The following is an 18,262-nucleotide window of genomic DNA, read 5'->3' as shown; positions in this document are numbered from 1 at the left end:
TGTGGATTGTTGTTATCGATTGAATATGCTTTTTGCTGCTGCGAAACACTGATCGGTTAGCGCGGAGAAGGGTTCTTGTTTTCGCTTTAACAAACCTAGCGGGGCGTGAACGGCGGCTTCTTCGATAGGAATAATGCGAAGCGTATCGTTCAACTCTTCCAATCCACAATTCAGCGGCATAATGGCGCAACAAAGGCCACTGGTTACTGCTTGGATCAAGTGAAAGGTGGAGTTACTTTCAATGACGGTTTGTGGAACTAGCCCTTTACTCACAAAGCTAAGATCAATCGAGTGGCGATAGTGCATGCCCTTCGAAAGCAGCCCTAGCGGAATGTTATTGAGTGACTCCCACAACACTTCAGATTCGGCAAAATCAAAATGACGCTCATCGAATAAAACGCCAAGTTTGGTCGAATCTAGCTCGATAACATCGAAGTAAGCGGTGTTGACTTGATCGACATAACACATCCCCAAATCAAGTTGATTGCGATTGAGTTGGTCTATGATCTGTTCGGTCGTCATGGAGAGTATTTGAAAGCGTAACTCAGGGAACTGTTGAGCTAATGGTTTGAGCAATTCCATCGGGTTTTGGCTGGCGAGTGGCACCATTCCAAGCCGAAGAGAGCCGACCAATTGACCACGGCAGTTGGCGGCTTCGGCTTGCAATCCATCATGAGCGGCTAAGACGGTTTTTGCCCAAGCTAAAATGCGTTCTCCGGCTTCAGTAAATCCTTCAAATCGTTGACTTCTCTGGATTAATTCGAGGTCGAGTTCTTCCTCTAAGCTTCGGATTCTCATGGATAAGGTAGGCTGCGTAATGTGGCACAATGCGGCGGCTTGACCAAAGTGTTTGGTCTGTTCAAGTGCGATGAGATATTTCAGTTGTTTGATATCCATAATGGATTGTTCACCTTACGTTGTGAGTCACATGTACGGGGGAACTCCCTAAAAAGGGCACAGCACTACCGTACTTTTTAAGCGCTGGAGCGTTTTAACTGGGAAATGGAAAAACAAAACCAAGTCAAGAATAAAACCACACTCAAAATTGATCTGAATCAAGGCTATTCCTGATATTAATTAGGGTCAAATTTAAAGTATCTATAGTGTGATAGATACTATCTATTATCAAGAATGCCGATTTTATTGAGTTCGTTAAGCGAACTAAGTGGAATCGAATGGGAAAACGATTAACCTCATAAACTGTATTGATTAAAAATGTGATGACCGTCAGTGGAAAAATTCGTCATAGATTTGGTTTATCACTCGGTCAGGATTATCAATTGGACGCATATTGAATAACGACTTAATCTTTGATTTAGATCAAGGCGCAACAATGCAAATTGAATCTAACAGTCTTAGAAACAGTAGGCGGGTATCCGATAGCAAGAATCTAGATAAGTAAACGCTCGGACAAGCGAGAGCATGTTGAGTGGTTACTTATTTGGATTAAAAATACATGGATTAGAAACTAAGCCCTTCAATACTTCCGCATTATCTCAATAAATAACGCGCTTGTTTTCACGGGCACCCTGCTTGCTGGTATATCTGCGAGGAGTAAAGTCGTGAGCCAAAAAGAACAAATAAAAGCATACAAAGGTCCAGCTGGTGGTTGGGGTGCACTGAAAGCCGTAACCAGAAGTTGGTGGGGCAGTGAAAATGCAGTTAAAAACATTCGCACTATGCTCAAAACCAACCAAAATGGCGGTTTCGACTGCCCGGGATGTGCATGGGGTGAGTCGCCAGATAGTGGTAAAGTCAATTTCTGTGAGAATGGCGCGAAAGCGGTAAACTGGGAGGCGACCAATCGTCTGGTTGATCCTGAGTTTTTTGCCAATCACAGCGTTTCTTCTCTCTCAACGCAAACCGATTACTGGTTGGAATACCAAGGCCGTATCACGCACCCAATGCGATACGATGCTGAATCCGATCACTATGTGCCAGTCTCTTGGGATGAGGCTTTTGCTCTTGTCGCGAAACATCTCAATCAATTGGATTCGCCGCACCAAGCGGAGTTTTATACCTCTGGTCGTGCAAGCAACGAAGCGGCGTTTTTGTATCAGCTATTTGTGCGCGCATTCGGTACCAACAACTTCCCAGATTGTTCCAACATGTGCCACGAAGCCAGTGCAATAGGGATGAAAGACACCATTGGTGTTGGTAAAGGCACAGTGATCTTTGATGATTTTGAAGAAGCCGACGCGATTTTCGTGATAGGTCAAAACCCGGGCACGAACCACCCACGAATGCTTGAACCTCTGCGCGAAGCGGTAAAACGTGGTGCACAGGTTATCTGTCTAAACCCGCTCAAAGAGCGCGGATTAGAGCGTTTCCAAAACCCACAAATGCCGATTGAGATGTTGAGTAATGGCTCAGAGCCTACAAACACGGCGTACCTGCGTCCTGCTTTAGGTGGAGACATGGCAGTGTTTCGTGGCATCGCGAAGTTCTTGCTGCAATGGGAACGCGAGGCATTGCAAAACGGTGGCAAAGCGGTATTTGACCGTGAATTCATCAAGCAACACACGATAGGTATTGATGAGTATTTGGCTGAAGTGGACGCAACCTCTTGGGAACACATCGCGGAACAATCGGGTCTTGATTTAAGTGAAATCGAGATGGTGGCGAGCATGTATCGACGTGCAGAACGTGTGATCATGTGTTGGGCAATGGGGTTGACTCAGCATCGTCACTCTGTGCCAACCATTAAAGAAGTCGCAAACGTGCAAATGTTACGAGGTAACGTTGGTAAGCCGGGCGCGGGTCTTTCACCAGTGCGTGGTCACAGTAACGTTCAGGGCGACCGTACGATGGGCATTGATGAAAAACCTTCAGATCTGTTGTTGGATCGCATTGAAAGTCGATTTAACTTTGCCGTCCCGCGTGGTGAAGGCCACAACACTGTGCAAGCCATTAAAGCGATGGAAGAAGGGCAAGCGAAAGTATTTATCGGTTTGGGCGGTAACTTTGCACAAGCAACGCCAGACACAGAACGTACGCACAACGCGATGCGAAACTGTAATTTAACCGTACACATTTCGACGAAGTTAAATCGTTCTCACCTTGTCACAGGTAAAGATGCGCTTATTCTTCCGTGCTTAGGCCGTACCGAGATTGATCAGCAAGCGACTGGCTCACAAGGCGTGACGGTTGAAGATACCTTCAGCATGGTGCACATCTCATTTGGTCAGCTAAAACCGCGTTCGGAGCATTTGCGTTCAGAACCAGCGATTATTGCCGGTATTGCCAATGCGACACTCGGAGCAAAACCAATTGATTGGTTGTGGGCGATTGAAGATTATGATCGTATTCGCGATTTGATTGCCGACACGATTCCAGGTTTTACCGACTTTAACCATAAGCTTAAACACCCGGGTGGATTCCACTTGGTAAACCCAGCAGCCGAGCGTCGATGGAATACACCAAGCGGCAAAGCACAGTTCAGCTCTAGCGAGTTGCCGAAGCAGTTGATCAGCGAAGCGATACTCGAAAAAGGCCAAAAGCCAGATTTGATCTTGCAAACCATGCGCTCACACGACCAATACAATACGACACTTTACGGCTTGAATGACCGTTATCGTGGAGTATTTGGTATGCGCGAAGTGCTGTTTATCAATGAAGCGGATATTCGTAAACTCGGTTTTGAACCGGGCGACAAAGTGGACATGGTGTCATTGTGGGAAGATGGCGTTGAGCGCCGTGTGAGCGGATTTACGCTTGTTGCCTATGATGTACCAGCAGGTCAGGCGGCGGCTTACTATCCAGAAACAAACCCATTAGTTCCTTTGGACAGTTATGGGGATAGAACGTTTACGCCAACCTCTAAGTTTATTGCGATCAAATTGGAAAAATCGACATCCGATAAGATCGCTTTGGTGGAAGCGGAATAGTGACCAAACCGGCACAACGACATTTCCGATAAGCAAACGGCTGATATCAATTATCAGCCGTTTTTAATTGCTCACTTTGCCTTTAGAACATTTCGTCGAAGGCGTGTAGGGGGCTGAATTAAAATAGTTATTTTCGTTAATAACGGGGTTATTGGATAGCACTCTAAAAGGCAGCAATTAAGGCGCATTGGTCCAGCTTGTGTATAATATTAATGAAATTAGGCTATTAGACGTATAACCTGACGGATGTCTGTATTTGATCCGAAATCTAAGCTGATGAAACTAACAAGAAGATAGATGACCTTGAAAAGTATAATTAAATTAACGTTAAGCCACTTAGTGGCTGTTGCGATTGGTATTGCGATAGGTATCTATACTTTACCGATTCTTATTGCACCGCCTGCGCCGACCGATGAGCAAGTTTCTGAGAGCATGCAAGGTGCAGAATACAGTGCAGTTGTCACGAGGGACCTCAAAGATAGCGACGCTTTTCATTGGGGAGAAGGTGAAATTCATTTGAGTTCTCAAGCTATTACGCTGGTAGGAAAACTCGCTCCCGGGCCTGACTATAAACTCTATTTATCTCCTAAATTTGTCGAGACTGAACAAGCGTTTAATGACCTTAAATCTGAGATGAGCTTGGTTGGTGATGTCAAAACATTCAATAACTTCGTTGTTGAGGTTCCTCAAGGGATTTCCATTTCTGAATACAATACTGTTGTTGTTTGGTGTGAAACATTCGGTGAGTTCATTACTTCGGCAAAATACCAATAAATCCCATCAGGAGAAAAAGTGGTTTCTTCTTAGTTAAGAAAGGTTTACTGCTCAAATAACTGGTGCAATACATTACGTGGTACAAATGCACTAAGCGCTGCTAATGGTTCTACAGTGGTTGATAGAACTTAAGGATATTTTGTGGAAGTTAAAATTTTTCAGGTCGACTCGTTTACATCAGATGTGTTCAAAGGCAATCCTGCAGGTGTGTGTATCACAGAATCAAGCCTTGATGAGGAAATGATGTTGGCCATAGCGGCAGAGATGTCACTATCTGAAACCGCGTTTCTGTCATTAAATACAATGCAACTTCGTTGGTTTACACCTGAAACGGAAGTCGCTTTGTGTGGACATGGCACATTGGCCACGGCGCACGTACTGAGAGAGCAAGGGTTATATAGTACAGGTGATACCATTGAGTTTGGCACGCTATCCGGCGTTTTAACTGCACAACTTGATCATGACGACATTCATTTGGTGTTTCCTGCCCCTCTTTTAGATATGCGAGCAAGTATTAACACAGATTTGCTTCACGGCTTAGGGCTCGATGTGGCTGATGTAATTGCTTATGGTCAGTTTGATAATAAGCAGTTGATCGTCATCAATGATGAGTCTTTGATAGAGCAACTCGAACCTGATTTTAGTGCGTTACTTAAACAAAAAGGTCGTGGAGTTGTTATCACTGCTCAATCAAGCACTGACGCTGATTTTGTCTCTCGCTATTTTGCCCCTTGGGTGGGTGTTGATGAGGATCCAGTGACAGGTTCTGCTCATTGCGCTTTATGTGTTTACTGGGCTAAAGAGCTCGGTAAAGCGCAATTAAAAGGCTTTCAAGCATCCAAGAGAAGTGGAGTTGTTTATACAGAATTATTGAATCCGGAATGCGTTAAGCTTTCTGGAAGTGCGGTAACAATGTTGCGAGGAGATATGAGAATTGCGTAGTCGTCCTTTTTGGTTCTCGTTTTTCTGATTACAGGTTTATCCAGTTCTCACTAGTGACAAAGCTAGAAGGCTGTCTATTCACGTGGTTGATTTTGTTTGTAAAAACACCCCTGCCATGGTGGTGTATAACGATTGGAGAGTTATATGAAAACTATCGGTCTTCTAGGCGGCATGAGTTGGGAGTCGACGCTTAGTTATTACAAATTGATCAACGAAGGAGTCAAAGAGGCGTTAGGCGGCCTAAATTCCGCAAAAATTTGTATGTATAGCGTGAATTTTTCAGAGATAGAGAAACTTCAACACCAAGGTAAATGGGAAGAAACGGCAAGTATTCTATCTGATACTGCATCTTCAATAGAAAAAGGGGGCGCTGATTTTATTCTTATTTGTACGAACACAATGCACAAAGTTGCTCCTCAAATTGAAGCCAGCATTAATATCCCCATACTACATATCGCAGACGCGACTGCTGAGTTACTTCGTGAGAAAGGGGTTCAAAAGGTCGGACTCCTTGGTACTCAATTCACAATGGAGCAAGACTTTTACAAAGGACGGCTTTCCGACCTCTATGGGCTGGATGTCATAACTCCTGCTCAAGATGATCGCTCTATAGTGCATAACATTATTTATAAAGAGTTATGCCAAGGTGAAATCAAAGAGGAATCGAGAACGATATACCTGCAAATCATTGAAAAACTAAAAGAGCAGGGAGCTGAAGCTGTGATTCTCGGGTGCACTGAAATTGCCTTACTTGTAAACCAAAGTCACACCGATGTTACGCTACTTGATACCACTTCTATCCATGCTCAAGCAGCAGTCCGTTTGGCGATAGAAGGTTAATGAGTTAGATTTGAGTCCATGTAAATAAACAAAAGAGAAAACCAATCCCTCGGTTTTCTCTGTTTTTATTATCCCGTTATAAGCGCGAGAATTTGAGTGTTCTGTATCCACCAATCAAGTTACGAGCTTTGTAACCATTGTTGACCAGTTGACGGTATGCCACGTTACCGCGTAAGCCTACTTGACAGTAAATCACAATCTCTTTGTCTTTTGGTAGTTCACCCATACGATGGCGCAGTTGATCAACCGGAATGTTGATTGCCCCTTCAAGATAACCAACAGACTCCAATTCACCCGGGTTACGGACGTCGAGGAGAATTTGATCTTCAGTCAGGTTGTCGATTTCATCGTAATGAATCGCCGCTGCGTCACCTTTGATGATGTTATTTGCCACAAACGCCGCTTGGTTGATCACATCTTTTGCACTGCCGTAAGGTGGCGCGTAAGTCAGTTCAAGATGCTGTAGTTGTTCAACCGTCATGCCAGCACGTTGTGCAACAGCCATAACGTCAATACGTTTGTCGATACCGTCTTTACCAACTGCTTGAGCACCTAAAATCTTGCCTGATTTTGGATCGAACAACATTTTGAACGACACCACTTCTGCACCAGGGTAGTAGCTCGCGTGGCTTGCGGTATGCACGTACACTTTATCGTATTCAACGCCAGCGCGTTTCAATTGTTTCTCATTTTTACCTGTTGAAGCCACAGCAAGGTCGAAGATCTTACAAATCGCAGTACCTTGTGTACCTTGGTAAGTTTCTTTGCGACCAAGCATATTGTCCGCTGCCATACGGCCTTGACGGTTTGCCGGGCCTGCAAGTGGCACTAGAGTTTGCTCGCCAGTCACGAAGTCTTTCTCTTCTATCGCGTCGCCGACAGCGTAGATCGAAGGATCGCTGGTTTGCATGTATTCGTTCGTGTAAATACCGCCTAGCGCACCAATTTGAAGGCCAGCTTCTTGCGCCAGTTTTGTCTCAGGACGTACACCGATTGCCATGATCAGAATATCGGTAGTGAGTTTTTCACCGTTGTTCAGTGTTAACTCCAATTCACCTTCTAGGTGTTGGTGTTTCTCACTCTCACCAGAGTCGAAACTTGCAACGTGCTCGTTAGGTACGAATTTCACAGATTCAAGCGCGACGCCAAGTTTTAGGTCGATACCTTTGTCACGAATTTCTGCATGAGCAAAGCCTGCCATTTCACGGTCTACTGGCGTCATGACTTGGTCTGCCATTTCGATCAGAGAGGTTTTAATGCCAAGTTGGTGGAAGGCTTCCATCATTTCTATACCGATGAAACCGCCGCCAACAACCGTCGCATGTTCTGGCTTGTTCATTTGGATCGTTTCGATGATGCGATCCATATCTGGAATGTTACGTAGCGAGTGGGTGAGCGGGTTATCGAGGCCTGGGATTGGTGGAACAATAGGACCAGCACCTGGGCTAAGCAGTAGGAAGTCGTATGATTCTACGTATTCAGACTCATCCAACAGGTTTTTGATGGTAACGGTTTTGTCCTGTCGGTTAATAGAAACTACTTCATTCATCACGCGAACATCAACGTTAAAGCGTGCTAAAAAGCTTTCTGGCGTTTGCAGTAGTAACTTACTGCGTTCTTGGATATCGCCGCCGATGTGATAAGGCAAGCCACAGTTGGCAAATGAAACAAACGGGCCACGTTCAAACATGATGATTTCGGCATCTTCGCTTAGACGACGAGCACGCGCCGCCGCAGATGCACCACCTGCAACACCACCGACGATTAAGATCTTAGTCATTTTTAACTCCAAGTTTTAGGGCGAGCTGACCTTTCACGAATAGCCTGTGTGAAAGGTCACTACGCTCTAGATTATCTAAAACCAAATTTCTTTAAAAAATAAGCAGCAGGGCAGATTCCCGTGTAAGCACTTTGAATAAGATTAACGCCGATAAACACGGTGAACCAAATGAAGTTACTGTGAACGAACACGGTTAGTATGACCGAGACCAATACCATCGTGCCTGCAAAAACTCGTACTGCATTTTCTAACGTCATAACTCTTCTCCTTCGTACTCTCAAACTGAGAACGCCATCCTTTGATGTTCATTACTATAATTAACTAAATTAGAAATGTCTAATGTTAATTTATCTAAATTCGCAATTACTAATTTAGTGTTGACTAAAGATATTGTTTTAGTAATATCTAATTTAGTTTTTAATGTAGAGGTGAGTCATGAGCTATACAGATATGGATGTAGCAGCAATGAAAGGCAATGCAAATGAAGCTGCTGATCTCCTAAAAGTAATGGCACATCCGGAAAGGCTAATGGTGTTGTGCCAACTGACCCAAGGTGAAGTTGGTGTTGGGGAACTGCAAAAGAACTCGTTCCTTAGCCAATCCGCCTTTTCACAGCACTTGACGGTGCTTCGCAAACACAAATTGATCAAGGCTCGTAAGGCATCACAGCAAGTGTTTTATTCGTTATCAGAACCGAGAGTTGAGTCATTAATCAAGGCGCTTCATAGCGTTTTCTGTAACTAATTCGTAGCTAAGATTTTAGAGGTAAATAATGTTAAACGTTATTCCATGGGAATCGTTGTTTGGTGGCATTTTGTTAGGGATCTCCGCCACTATATTGTTGTTGGTTAACGGGAAAATTGCCGGAATCAGTGGAATTATGAATGGCATTATGTCACCGAAAAAAGGCGATTATTCGTGGCGATTGCTTTTTGCGGTTGGAATGATAGCTGGTGGCTTGATTAGCGTTCTGATGTTGGGCGTTGCGGTTCCTAGTACCGCGAACCTTTCTTTAGGGATGGTGATTGCCGCTGGTTTATTGGTAGGAATCGGAACCAGACTGGGTAACGGATGTACTAGTGGGCACGGCATTTGTGGCATGGGCCGTTTGTCTAAGCGCTCTATTGTGGCGACCTGTGTATTTATGGCTGTCGCTGGCCTAACGGTATTCGTTCGACTTCACCTAGTTTAAGAGAGATTCCATGAACAAGACTATTTTTCGTTTTTCTGCTCTTTTGAGCGGTGTGTTATTCGGTATGGGCATGGCGGTGTCTGGTATGATCGACCCAGCTAAAGTCATTGGATTTTTAGATATTTCTGGCAGTTGGGATCCAAGTTTGGCTTTTGTGATGGGCGGCGCACTCGCGGTATTCATGCCAAGCTATTTTTTAATCATCAAGCCGAGAAAACAATCAGTTAGCGGTGAAGCGTTTTGCACACCAACCAATAAGAACATCGACGGACGTTTGTTATCTGGTGCGGCGATCTTTGGTTTAGGTTGGGGTTTGGCAGGTATTTGTCCTGGCCCTGCGGTTGCGAGTCTGGCATTAGGCAACGTGAGCATTGTAGTGTTCTTCCTTGCGATGTTAGTTGGATCTCTGTTCGCGAAAGCGATCATTACTAACCGTAACGCGAAGAAGATGAAAACCGCGAACGCGTAAACAATCAATCTGATATGGAGGGGAAAGGATGCCCGACAAACTAAAGCGAAGTTTTGTTCAGTCTGTGATGAACAGCTTTTTCCCTCCGATCATGATCATACTCGCGCTTGTGGTCGGTGCCGCGGCCTTGTGGTTGACCCCGAAAGAGGAAGACCCGCAAATCGTTGTGCCAATGGCAGATGTATTGGTTTCGGCTCCCGGACTAAGCGCTTCTCAAGTCGAAAATCAAATCACTGAACCATTAGAAAAGCTTGTTAGCCAAATTGACGGTGTGGAATACGTTTATTCTTCGTCAATGGAAGGTGCTGCGCAAGTCATCGTCCGTTTCTATGTCGGCGAAAACCGCGAAGATGCTCTGGTTAAGCTTTACAACAAACTCTATTCCAACCAAGACAAAGTTCCTCCTTCTGTCACTAACTGGCTTGTAAAGCCTGTTGAGATCGATGATGTACCCATTGTTGTTGCCGCAATTTATTCCACCGATCCAGACATTCTCGATCGCCATCAGTTGAGACGTATTGCAGACCAAGCCACGTTAGGCATTAAATCATTGGATGCCACCAACAAGGTGGAAGTGATTGGCGGTGAGCCGAGAAAAATCCAGATAGAGCTTGATTCCGTTGCAATGGCAAACTTCAAAGTAACCATCGATGACCTCGAACAGGCCATTCAGCTCAGTAATAGCAAAACCCAAGGCAAGAACGTTCGCGTAAACGGGCAAAATTACACATTGGAGTCGGGACGGTTTCTGACTAACGCCGAAGAGGTTGGCGATCTTGTTATCGCGGTGCTCAATGGCAAACCCGTTTATTTGAAAGATGTCGCGCGTATTTACGACGGTGAAGGTGAGGCAACATCCGATACTTGGTATCGCGATAAAAACCACGATGAAGCATACCCAGCGGTGTTCATTTCTGTCGCTAAACAAAAAGGCTCGAACGCGGTTAACGTCGCTCAGTCTGTTCGGGATAAACTGGCGGAGCTTCAATCCGAGCAGTTTCCTCCACAAGTTCGAGTTGCAGTCATTCGTGACTATGGCGAAACGGCGAATGCGAAAGTAAACAACTTGGTATCAAGCCTTGGCATCTCTATTCTAACGGTCGTGGTGTTTGTCGGTTTGTTCTTGAACTGGCGAAGCGCATTGGTGGTTGGTATCGCGATTCCGATTAGCTATGGTGCCGCGCTCGGGATGGACTTGGCATTTGGCTATTCCATCAACCGAGTCACGCTCTTTGCATTGATTTTGGCGCTAGGTTTGATCGTGGACGATCCGATCGCGAGTATCGACAACATTGAACGCTACCTCAAACGAAAAAATCTAACACGAACCAATGCGATTGTTCTCGCCATGGCAGAAATTCGTAGCGCCTTGTTAATGTCGACGGTCGCAATCGTGATCGTGTTTACGCCGATGTTTTTTATCTCTGGGATGATGGGGCCTTACATGGCGCCACTGGCGTTCAACGTTCCGATCAGCGTTATCTTTAGTACCGTTGTCGCGTTTATGATCACGCCTTGGCTTGCCAAGAAGCTACTCAAAGGTGCTGAGGAAAACGGCCACTATGACATCCAATCTTCGCCGATGTATCGTTTGTATCGTGGTGTGTTGATTCCGCTACTTGAAAGTCGCAAGAAAGCGTGGCTTTTCCTTGGTTTGGTTGCCTTGTTGTTCGTCTTGGCAGCATTGTTGCCAGCACTTCGCTTAGTTCCACTCAAGTTGCTGCCTTATGACAATAAAAATGAGTTCCAATTGGTATTAAACATGCCAGAGTCTTCAAGCTTTGTGGATACCTCCAACGCGCTGTCGAGCTTTACGGACTATTTAATGACGGTGCCGGAAGTGACAAGTGTGTCGGGCTTTGCAGGCACCGCTTCCCCAATGGACTTCAACGGCATGGTGCGCCACTACTTTATGCGTAGCGAACCATACCAAGGCGAGCTTCGAGTCGTTCTTGCAGAGAAGAATCGCCGCGCAATGCAATCACACGAACTGGTGACACGACTCAGGGCGGATTTAGAGCAGATTGCAGATAAGTTTGACGCTGACGTGCAGCTAGTCGAAGTGCCGCCAGGCCCGCCTGTTATCGCCACCATTACGGCAGAAGTTTACGGTGATGAAGCGACATCTTATGAAGATCTGATGATCCAAGCAGAGAAAGTCGCGGATAGGCTTCGCAAAGAACAGTTGGTTTCTGAGGTGGATACCAGCATCCAAGGTGATTTAGAAACGTGGCAATTCATCGTTGTTCAAGAAAAAGCGGCGCTGTCCGGTGTTTCTGTTGCTGATATCAATAACACGCTTATTACCGCCGCGAACGCCAAAGTGCTCGGTTATATCGCCGATCCAAGAGAAGTGGATCCACTACCTATCGAAGTGCAGCTCCGACGCGAAGACAGAGATAACCTGAATCAACTAGAGCAGCTTTATGTGCGAGGCCGTCCGGGGATTGCAAAAGTAGAATCCAATGGGGCGGTTGTGGATGCTCCTCAGCCTATCGTGCAGTTGTCTGAAGTCGGTCATTTTGTGAAACGCGCAGCGGACAAACCGATTTTCCATAAAAACCTCAAGCCTGTTGTGTATGTCTACGCCGAGGTAGTTGGGCGTGTTCCGGGTGAAGTGATTGCCGATGTGATGGCTGACCAAGATACAACTCACGCGGAAGATGTGCATCGTCACTGGCAAGATCGCACGTACTTGAGCAATGGCGCTGGTGTCACTTGGAGCGTGCCAGACAACATCGAAGTGGTTTGGAGTGGTGAGGGGGAATGGAAAATCACAGTGGACGTATTCCGCGATTTAGGCATTGCTTATGGCGCTGCGCTGCTTGGCGTATTTGTGGTGATGTTGATTCAAACTGGTTTACCTGCGGTATCGGGCATCATCATGCTGGCGATACCCCTGACCGTGATTGGGATTATGCCGGGGTTCTGGATTTTGAATGTGTTAAGCAGTGACATCGGTAATTACCCGAACCCGGCGCTGTTCACGGCGACCGCGATGATCGGCATGATTGCGCTAGCAGGGATTGTGGTGCGTAACTCGCTCGTTTTGATTGAATTTGTTCAGCAATCGCTGGCTGAAGGTCGTAGTTTACATGATGCGTTGATTGAATCTGGTGTTGTTCGTATGCGGCCAATATTGCTGACCGCGGGTACAACGTTACTGGGTAACGTCGTGATTACGCTAGACCCAATTTTTAACGGTTTGGCTTGGGCAATCATATTCGGTATTACCGCCTCGACCATCTTTACGCTGCTTGTGGTTCCGGTGGTTTATAACCTTGCATACCAAAACACCAAAGGACATGGATTACCTCAGATGGAGGAAGAGCAATGAAATTAGATACCAAATGGTTAGGCGTGATTCTGTTTGCCATACTCGCGCTTCTTTTTCTCTATATGGCTGGTTTTTTTACAGAAAAGTTGCCGACAGAACATGACGCGAAAACCAACCAGATTGATGTAAATAATGCAGAGACACATCAACTGATGTTAACCAGCGAATCGGTTGTTCGAGAGTTTCCGGGCGTCGTCGTTGCAGAGCAGCACGCCGATATCGCGGCACGGTTAACGGCATCGGTGAAGGAGGTATTGGTGAAGGTTGGCGATAGAGTGAAGCAAGGAGACGTGTTGGCGCGGCTAGAAAGCGATGATCTCGATGCGCGAGTTCGTCAAAGTGAGCAGGCTTTATCCTCTGCACAAGCGCAGCTCAATACGGCGAGAAAGGAGTTTTCTCGTGTCAGAGCGCTTTTAAACAAAAAACTGATCCCTCAATCGCAATTTGACCAAGCGGAAAGTGCGTTGCAAACCGCGCAAGCCAACTTCAATAAAGCTCAGGCGGCGGTCTCTGAGGCAGAAACGACCTTTGGCTACAGCATTATTACTGCGCCGTTTGATGGCTTGATCACGCAAAAGCCCATCAACAAAGGTGATACTGCGACGCCGGGGGCTTTGCTTTTATCAATGTACAATCCAAACTCGTTGGAAATAGAAGTGAACTTTGCTGAGTCTGTCATGCCTTATGTGACTTACGATAAAGAAGTGGACGTTGTTTTTCCGTCTTACAACCTCAACGCGCAAGCGGCTGTAAAAGAAGTGACGCCGTCGGCAGATGCCAACTCGCGCAGTTATACCGTAAAGCTTCAATTTGAGCCGCTAACGGCTATCTATCCAGGTACATACGCCAAAGTCGCGTTGACCTTGACCGACGATGTTGTACTTCGCGTGCCAAAAGAGGCGGTTTACCAAGTTGGTCAATTGGACTACGTAAAAGTGGTGCAAGACAGCGGTGAGGTAGAAACTCGACTTATCCAGCTTGGAGAGTTGGGGAGAGTGCGAACGGGGTTGAAGCAGGGTGACGTCGTACTGCTGAATCCAAGATCGCTTTGATAGAACGGTTTCTCTCGTCTAATCAAACGTCTATCTAACAAACAACATAAAATAGCCCAGCATGATGCTGGGCTATTTTGTTCGTTCAGTTAAGCGTTACCGTCGCGTTTACAGGGCAATGGTCACTCAGTTTGTAATCCAAAACATCTTGTGAACTGAACAGCGTTTGATGTGCGTTTTTCGCTTTTATTTGCGGGCTAACAATAATGTGATCAATCAAAGAGCGGAATTGGTGTGTTTTTCTTGGGTTCTTATTTGAGCGAACCTTGCAATCCGCTTTGGTATCTCGCGTTACCAATTGTGCATCGTTACCGAGCGTCATGATCGCCCACAGCCAATCACGTTGATAAGACAAGTTGTGATTGAAATCGCCCATTACGGCGTACTGCTGCTTTTTCTTTTCTCTCTCGCTCATCCATTTCGAAAGTGCTTCTCCTTGTTGGCTCAGTGTTTGGCAATTGCGGTTGTTTTTGTATGCTCCGCTGCATCCTGCTTTTAAATGCACAGAGAGCAGGTGAAGCTCGTCCTTTTGGTTTGGGTTAACGACGATGTAGCTGGCAAAGCGCAACTTGCTATTACCACGCGTGATTGAGAAGTCTGCTGGGTCAGACACTTCAATGTCTTTACGCACAGCAAAACCGGTGTACTGGTTGGTATCAGAAAACTGAAGGTGCTTATTGTTTGATTGAGCTCGATCAGAGAGGTAAATCGCGTAGCCATCGCCTACGGCTTTTTGAACGGCGGCTTTGGAGTCGACCTCTTGAAAGGCGATGATGTCGGCTTGAGTTTTATCCACATATTGATTGAGTTTGACGAAATCGTCACTGGTTCTCGAAACCTTACCTCCATTTATAGATAGCCATTCTATATTCCAACTGGTTAAGTTGATGGAGTTTTGAGCAAGTGACGTTGAACTAAAAATTAATAAGGCAGTAACAAATAGTGATCGCATATTGGCTTGTTTCACTCCTGGATTTTAGCGTATTCCTTTCCAACCTTTATCCTATAAGCGCTCTAAAAAAAGCAAGTAGATTTCGTACCAATTTTGCAATTTTCATGGTTTTCTTCTCAACTGAGATCAGTACCAATAAGATCGATTTGTTCTTGTCCGCTAGCCGATCTTTATTGATCAAAATCAATGTTTTCAAGTGGTGCTTTTCGTTAAATACGCCACAATATATTGTGTTAGCAGAATAAAAAATAACCCCATATAGTGTGTTTGTGGATAACTCTGTGAGTATGCTGGGGTAAGGAGAAGAAAGTGAAACCAATCGTAATCAAGCGTGACGGCTCAAGAGCTCCGTTCAACAGGGATCGTATCCAAGCAGCAGTTGAAGCGGCAGCGGAAAACAAAGATAAAGATGTCGCCATTTATGCTCTTAATGTCGCTCTTGCTGTCGAGTTACAGCTAAAAGATCACGATGAAGTTCACATCCATGAGATTCAAGACTTAGTCGAGAATGAACTCATGCAAGGTCCTTACAAAGCCCTAGCACGTTCTTATATTGAATACCGCCATGACCGCGACATCGCGCGTGAAAAGCAAAGTGCACTAACTCGTGAAATCGAGGGTTTGATTGAAGAAAGTAACCTTGATTTGATTAACGAAAACGCGAACAAAGACGGCAAAGTTATCCCAACTCAGCGTGACTTGTTGGCTGGTATCGTGGCGAAGCACTACGCGAAAACGCACATCCTGCCTCGTGATGTGGTTCAAGCACACGAAGTGGGTGACATTCACTACCACGATCTGGATTACGCGCCATTCTTCCCGATGTTTAACTGTATGCTTATCGATTTGAAAGGCATGCTAACGCACGGCTTCAAAATGGGTAATGCAGAAATCGACACGCCTAAATCGATTTCAACTGCAACCGCAGTGACGGCGCAAATTATTGCTCAAGTAGCTAGCCATATTTATGGCGGTACGACAATCAACCGTATCGACGAAGTGCTTGCTCCGTACGTTATGACAAGCTACGAGAAACATCTAGAGATCGCGAAAGAGTGGAACATTGCCGAGCCAGAAGAGTTCGCTAAAGCGCGCACCGAGAAAGAGTGTTACGACGCATTCCAATCGCTAGAGTACGAAGTAAACACACTGCACACGGCAAATGGTCAAACGCCATTCGTAACGTTTGGTTTTGGTCTTGGTACAAGCTGGGCGTCTCGTCTTATTCAGCAATCGATTTTGAAAAACCGTATCGCTGGTCTTGGCAAAAACCGTAAAACCGCCGTATTCCCTAAATTGGTGTTCGGTATTAAAGACGGTCTAAACCACAAGGAAGAAGATCCAAACTACGACATTAAGAAGCTTGCACTTGAGTGTGCTTCAAAACGTATGTACCCAGACATTCTTAACTACGACAAAGTAGTGGAAGTAACGGGTTCATTCAAAACACCGATGGGTTGTCGTAGCTTCCTAGGTACTTACGAAGAGAATGGCGAACTTATCCATGAAGGTCGTAACAACCTTGGTGTAGTTAGCTTGAACTTGCCACGTATCGCGCTTCGCGCAAAAGGCAGCGAAGCGAAGTTCTATGAACTGCTTGATGATCGTCTACGTCTTGCTCGTAAAGCACTAGAAACACGTATTTCTCGTCTAGAGAACGTAAAAGCGCGCGTTGCACCAATTCTATATATGGAAGGTGCATGTGGTGTGCGCTTGAAAGCGGACGATTCGATTGCAGAAATCTTCAAAAACGGCCGTGCATCAATTTCTCTAGGTTACATTGGCGTGCATGAAACTATCAACGCGTTGTTTGGTACTGAGGCGCACGTTTACGATGATGCCGTATTGCGTGAAAAAGCGGTCGCGATCATCAAACATCTAAAAGATGCGGTGAACCAATGGGCAGACGAAACTGGCTATGGCTTTAGCTTGTACGCAACACCAAGTGAAAACCTATGTAGTCGTTTCTGCCGCATCGACACCAAAGAGTTTGGTTTGATTGAAGGCGTAACAGACAAAGGTTACTACACCAACAGCTTCCACTTGGATGTTGAGAAGAAAGTTAACCCTTACGACAAGATCGACTTCGAGATGCCTTACCCAGAAATCTCAAGCGGTGGCTTCATCTGTTACGGTGAATTCCCGAACATGCAACGTAACGTAGAAGCGCTAGAAAACGTGTGGGACTACAGTTACACCCGCGTTCCTTACTACGGAACCAACACTCCGATTGATGAGTGTTACGAATGTGGTTACACCGGCGAGTTTGAATGTACAAGCAAAGGCTTTACTTGCCCGAGTTGTGGCAACCACGATTCAACCAAAGTATCGGTGACACGTCGCGTATGTGGCTACTTGGGCAGCCCAGACGCACGTCCGTTTAACTTCGGCAAACAAGAAGAAGTTAAACGTCGAGTGAAACACCTATAAGGTTAATTACCACTCGATTCAACACTTTGAAAATCAACCTGCTTTAGGTTGATTTTCTTTTTCGCGATAACAAAGAGACGCATTATGAACTACCACCAATATTATCCAATTGACGTTGTTAACGGACCGGGTACGCGCTGCACATTGTTTGTGTCGGGGTGCGTACATCAGTGTCGTGGCTGTTATAACCAGTCGACGCAACGATTGGATTCGGGAGTGTTGTTCACGCAAGAAGCGGAAGACAAAATCATCAATGACTTGAATGACACGCGCATTAAACGTCGCGGTTTGTCGTTGTCGGGCGGAGATCCGCTTCATCCTGCTAATGTGCCTCATATTTTAAAGATCGTGAAAAGGGTGAGAGAAGAGTGTCCCGGTAAAGACATCTGGGTTTGGACAGGCTACACGCTGGCTGAACTGGATGACGCGCAAAGAGAAGTGGTGCAATACATCGACGTTTTGATTGATGGTAAGTTTGAACAAGACAAGAAAGATCTCAATCTCGAATGGCGTGGCAGTTCAAACCAAATCATTCATCGCTTTACGGATATTTAATCAAGCATTCTCCAAACATAAAAAGGGCTCACACGTGCATAACGTGTGAGCC

The 18,262-nt window shown here is 45.6% G+C and carries 15 protein-coding genes; 11 read left to right on the top strand and 4 right to left on the bottom strand.

The window, feature by feature from the left end:
• Positions 1-12 precede the first annotated feature (12 nt).
• Positions 13-897 (bottom strand): LysR family global transcriptional regulator AcsS, encoded by an 885-nt coding sequence (locus EX191_RS18480; protein ID WP_193448232.1) that lies wholly within the window; start codon positions 895-897, stop codon positions 13-15.
• A 665-nt stretch (positions 898-1,562) separates the two neighbouring features.
• Between EX191_RS18480 and EX191_RS18475 the strand changes: the two genes are divergently transcribed.
• The 4 genes from EX191_RS18475 (at position 1,563) to EX191_RS18460 (ending at position 6,443) form a co-directional block, all read left to right on the top strand.
• Entirely contained in the window at positions 1,563-3,887 is a 2,325-nt protein-coding gene (locus EX191_RS18475) for an FdhF/YdeP family oxidoreductase (protein WP_193448231.1), read from the top strand.
• A 297-nt stretch (positions 3,888-4,184) separates the two neighbouring features.
• Positions 4,185-4,661, top strand: coding sequence for a DM13 domain-containing protein (locus tag EX191_RS18470; RefSeq protein WP_041853065.1), 477 nt, complete (start codon positions 4,185-4,187; stop codon positions 4,659-4,661).
• Between the two features lie 141 nt (positions 4,662-4,802).
• Positions 4,803-5,603: a PhzF family phenazine biosynthesis protein gene (locus tag EX191_RS18465; protein ID WP_080955948.1), complete on the top strand. Its 801-nt coding sequence runs from the start codon at positions 4,803-4,805 to the stop codon at positions 5,601-5,603.
• A gap of 144 nt (positions 5,604-5,747) precedes the next feature.
• A complete protein-coding gene (locus EX191_RS18460) occupies positions 5,748-6,443 on the top strand; it encodes an aspartate/glutamate racemase family protein (protein ID WP_193448230.1) in 696 nt (231 codons plus the stop codon).
• A gap of 76 nt (positions 6,444-6,519) precedes the next feature.
• Here the strand turns inward: EX191_RS18460 and EX191_RS18455 are convergent, their stop codons facing one another.
• Both EX191_RS18455 and EX191_RS18450 read right to left on the bottom strand, forming a co-directional pair.
• Complete coding sequence (locus EX191_RS18455; RefSeq protein ID WP_193448229.1) at positions 6,520-8,223, bottom strand: FAD-dependent oxidoreductase; 1,704 nt, start codon at positions 8,221-8,223, stop codon at positions 6,520-6,522.
• 71 nt (positions 8,224-8,294) lie between these two features.
• The gene (locus EX191_RS18450) at positions 8,295-8,480 is read right to left on the bottom strand and encodes a YgaP family membrane protein (protein WP_005460908.1); all 186 of its coding nucleotides are present in this window, start codon (positions 8,478-8,480) and stop codon (positions 8,295-8,297) included.
• Between the two features lie 178 nt (positions 8,481-8,658).
• Between EX191_RS18450 and EX191_RS18445 the strand changes: the two genes are divergently transcribed.
• From EX191_RS18445 to EX191_RS18425, 5 genes are read left to right on the top strand one after another with little or no spacing between them, the layout of a single operon-like run.
• Entirely contained in the window at positions 8,659-8,967 is a 309-nt protein-coding gene (locus EX191_RS18445) for an ArsR/SmtB family transcription factor (RefSeq protein WP_012842251.1), read from the top strand.
• Between the two features lie 28 nt (positions 8,968-8,995).
• Entirely contained in the window at positions 8,996-9,415 is a 420-nt protein-coding gene (locus EX191_RS18440; protein ID WP_005394547.1) for a YeeE/YedE family protein, read from the top strand.
• 10 nt (positions 9,416-9,425) lie between these two features.
• Positions 9,426-9,884, top strand: a complete 459-nt coding sequence (locus EX191_RS18435; RefSeq protein ID WP_005460965.1) for a YeeE/YedE family protein — start codon at positions 9,426-9,428, stop codon at positions 9,882-9,884.
• Between the two features lie 28 nt (positions 9,885-9,912).
• Positions 9,913-13,221, top strand: coding sequence for an efflux RND transporter permease subunit (locus EX191_RS18430; RefSeq protein WP_193448228.1), 3,309 nt, complete (start codon positions 9,913-9,915; stop codon positions 13,219-13,221).
• Complete coding sequence (locus tag EX191_RS18425; RefSeq protein WP_193448227.1) at positions 13,218-14,273, top strand: efflux RND transporter periplasmic adaptor subunit; 1,056 nt, start codon at positions 13,218-13,220, stop codon at positions 14,271-14,273. The genes EX191_RS18430 and EX191_RS18425 overlap by 4 nt, the downstream gene beginning before the upstream one ends.
• Positions 14,274-14,358: 85 nt before the next feature.
• Here the strand turns inward: EX191_RS18425 and EX191_RS18420 are convergent, their stop codons facing one another.
• The gene (locus EX191_RS18420) at positions 14,359-15,225 is read right to left on the bottom strand and encodes an endonuclease/exonuclease/phosphatase family protein (protein WP_193448226.1); all 867 of its coding nucleotides are present in this window, start codon (positions 15,223-15,225) and stop codon (positions 14,359-14,361) included.
• Between the two features lie 309 nt (positions 15,226-15,534).
• Here EX191_RS18420 and nrdD point away from each other — a divergent pair, with 309 nt between their 5' ends.
• Together nrdD and nrdG are read left to right on the top strand one after the other, a co-directional pair.
• Entirely contained in the window at positions 15,535-17,655 is a 2,121-nt protein-coding gene (nrdD, locus tag EX191_RS18415) for an anaerobic ribonucleoside-triphosphate reductase (RefSeq protein WP_193448225.1), read from the top strand.
• An 84-nt stretch (positions 17,656-17,739) separates the two neighbouring features.
• Positions 17,740-18,210, top strand: a complete 471-nt coding sequence (gene nrdG, locus EX191_RS18410; protein WP_005394529.1) for an anaerobic ribonucleoside-triphosphate reductase-activating protein — start codon at positions 17,740-17,742, stop codon at positions 18,208-18,210.
• Positions 18,211-18,262: the final 52 nt, after the last annotated feature.

It is taken from the genome of Vibrio chemaguriensis (genome assembly GCF_012275705.1).
Classification (GTDB): Bacteria; Pseudomonadota; Gammaproteobacteria; order Enterobacterales; family Vibrionaceae; genus Vibrio; species Vibrio diabolicus.
The sequence above is the reverse complement of the archived record's forward strand: the minus strand, read 5'-3'. Positions and strand labels throughout refer to the sequence as shown.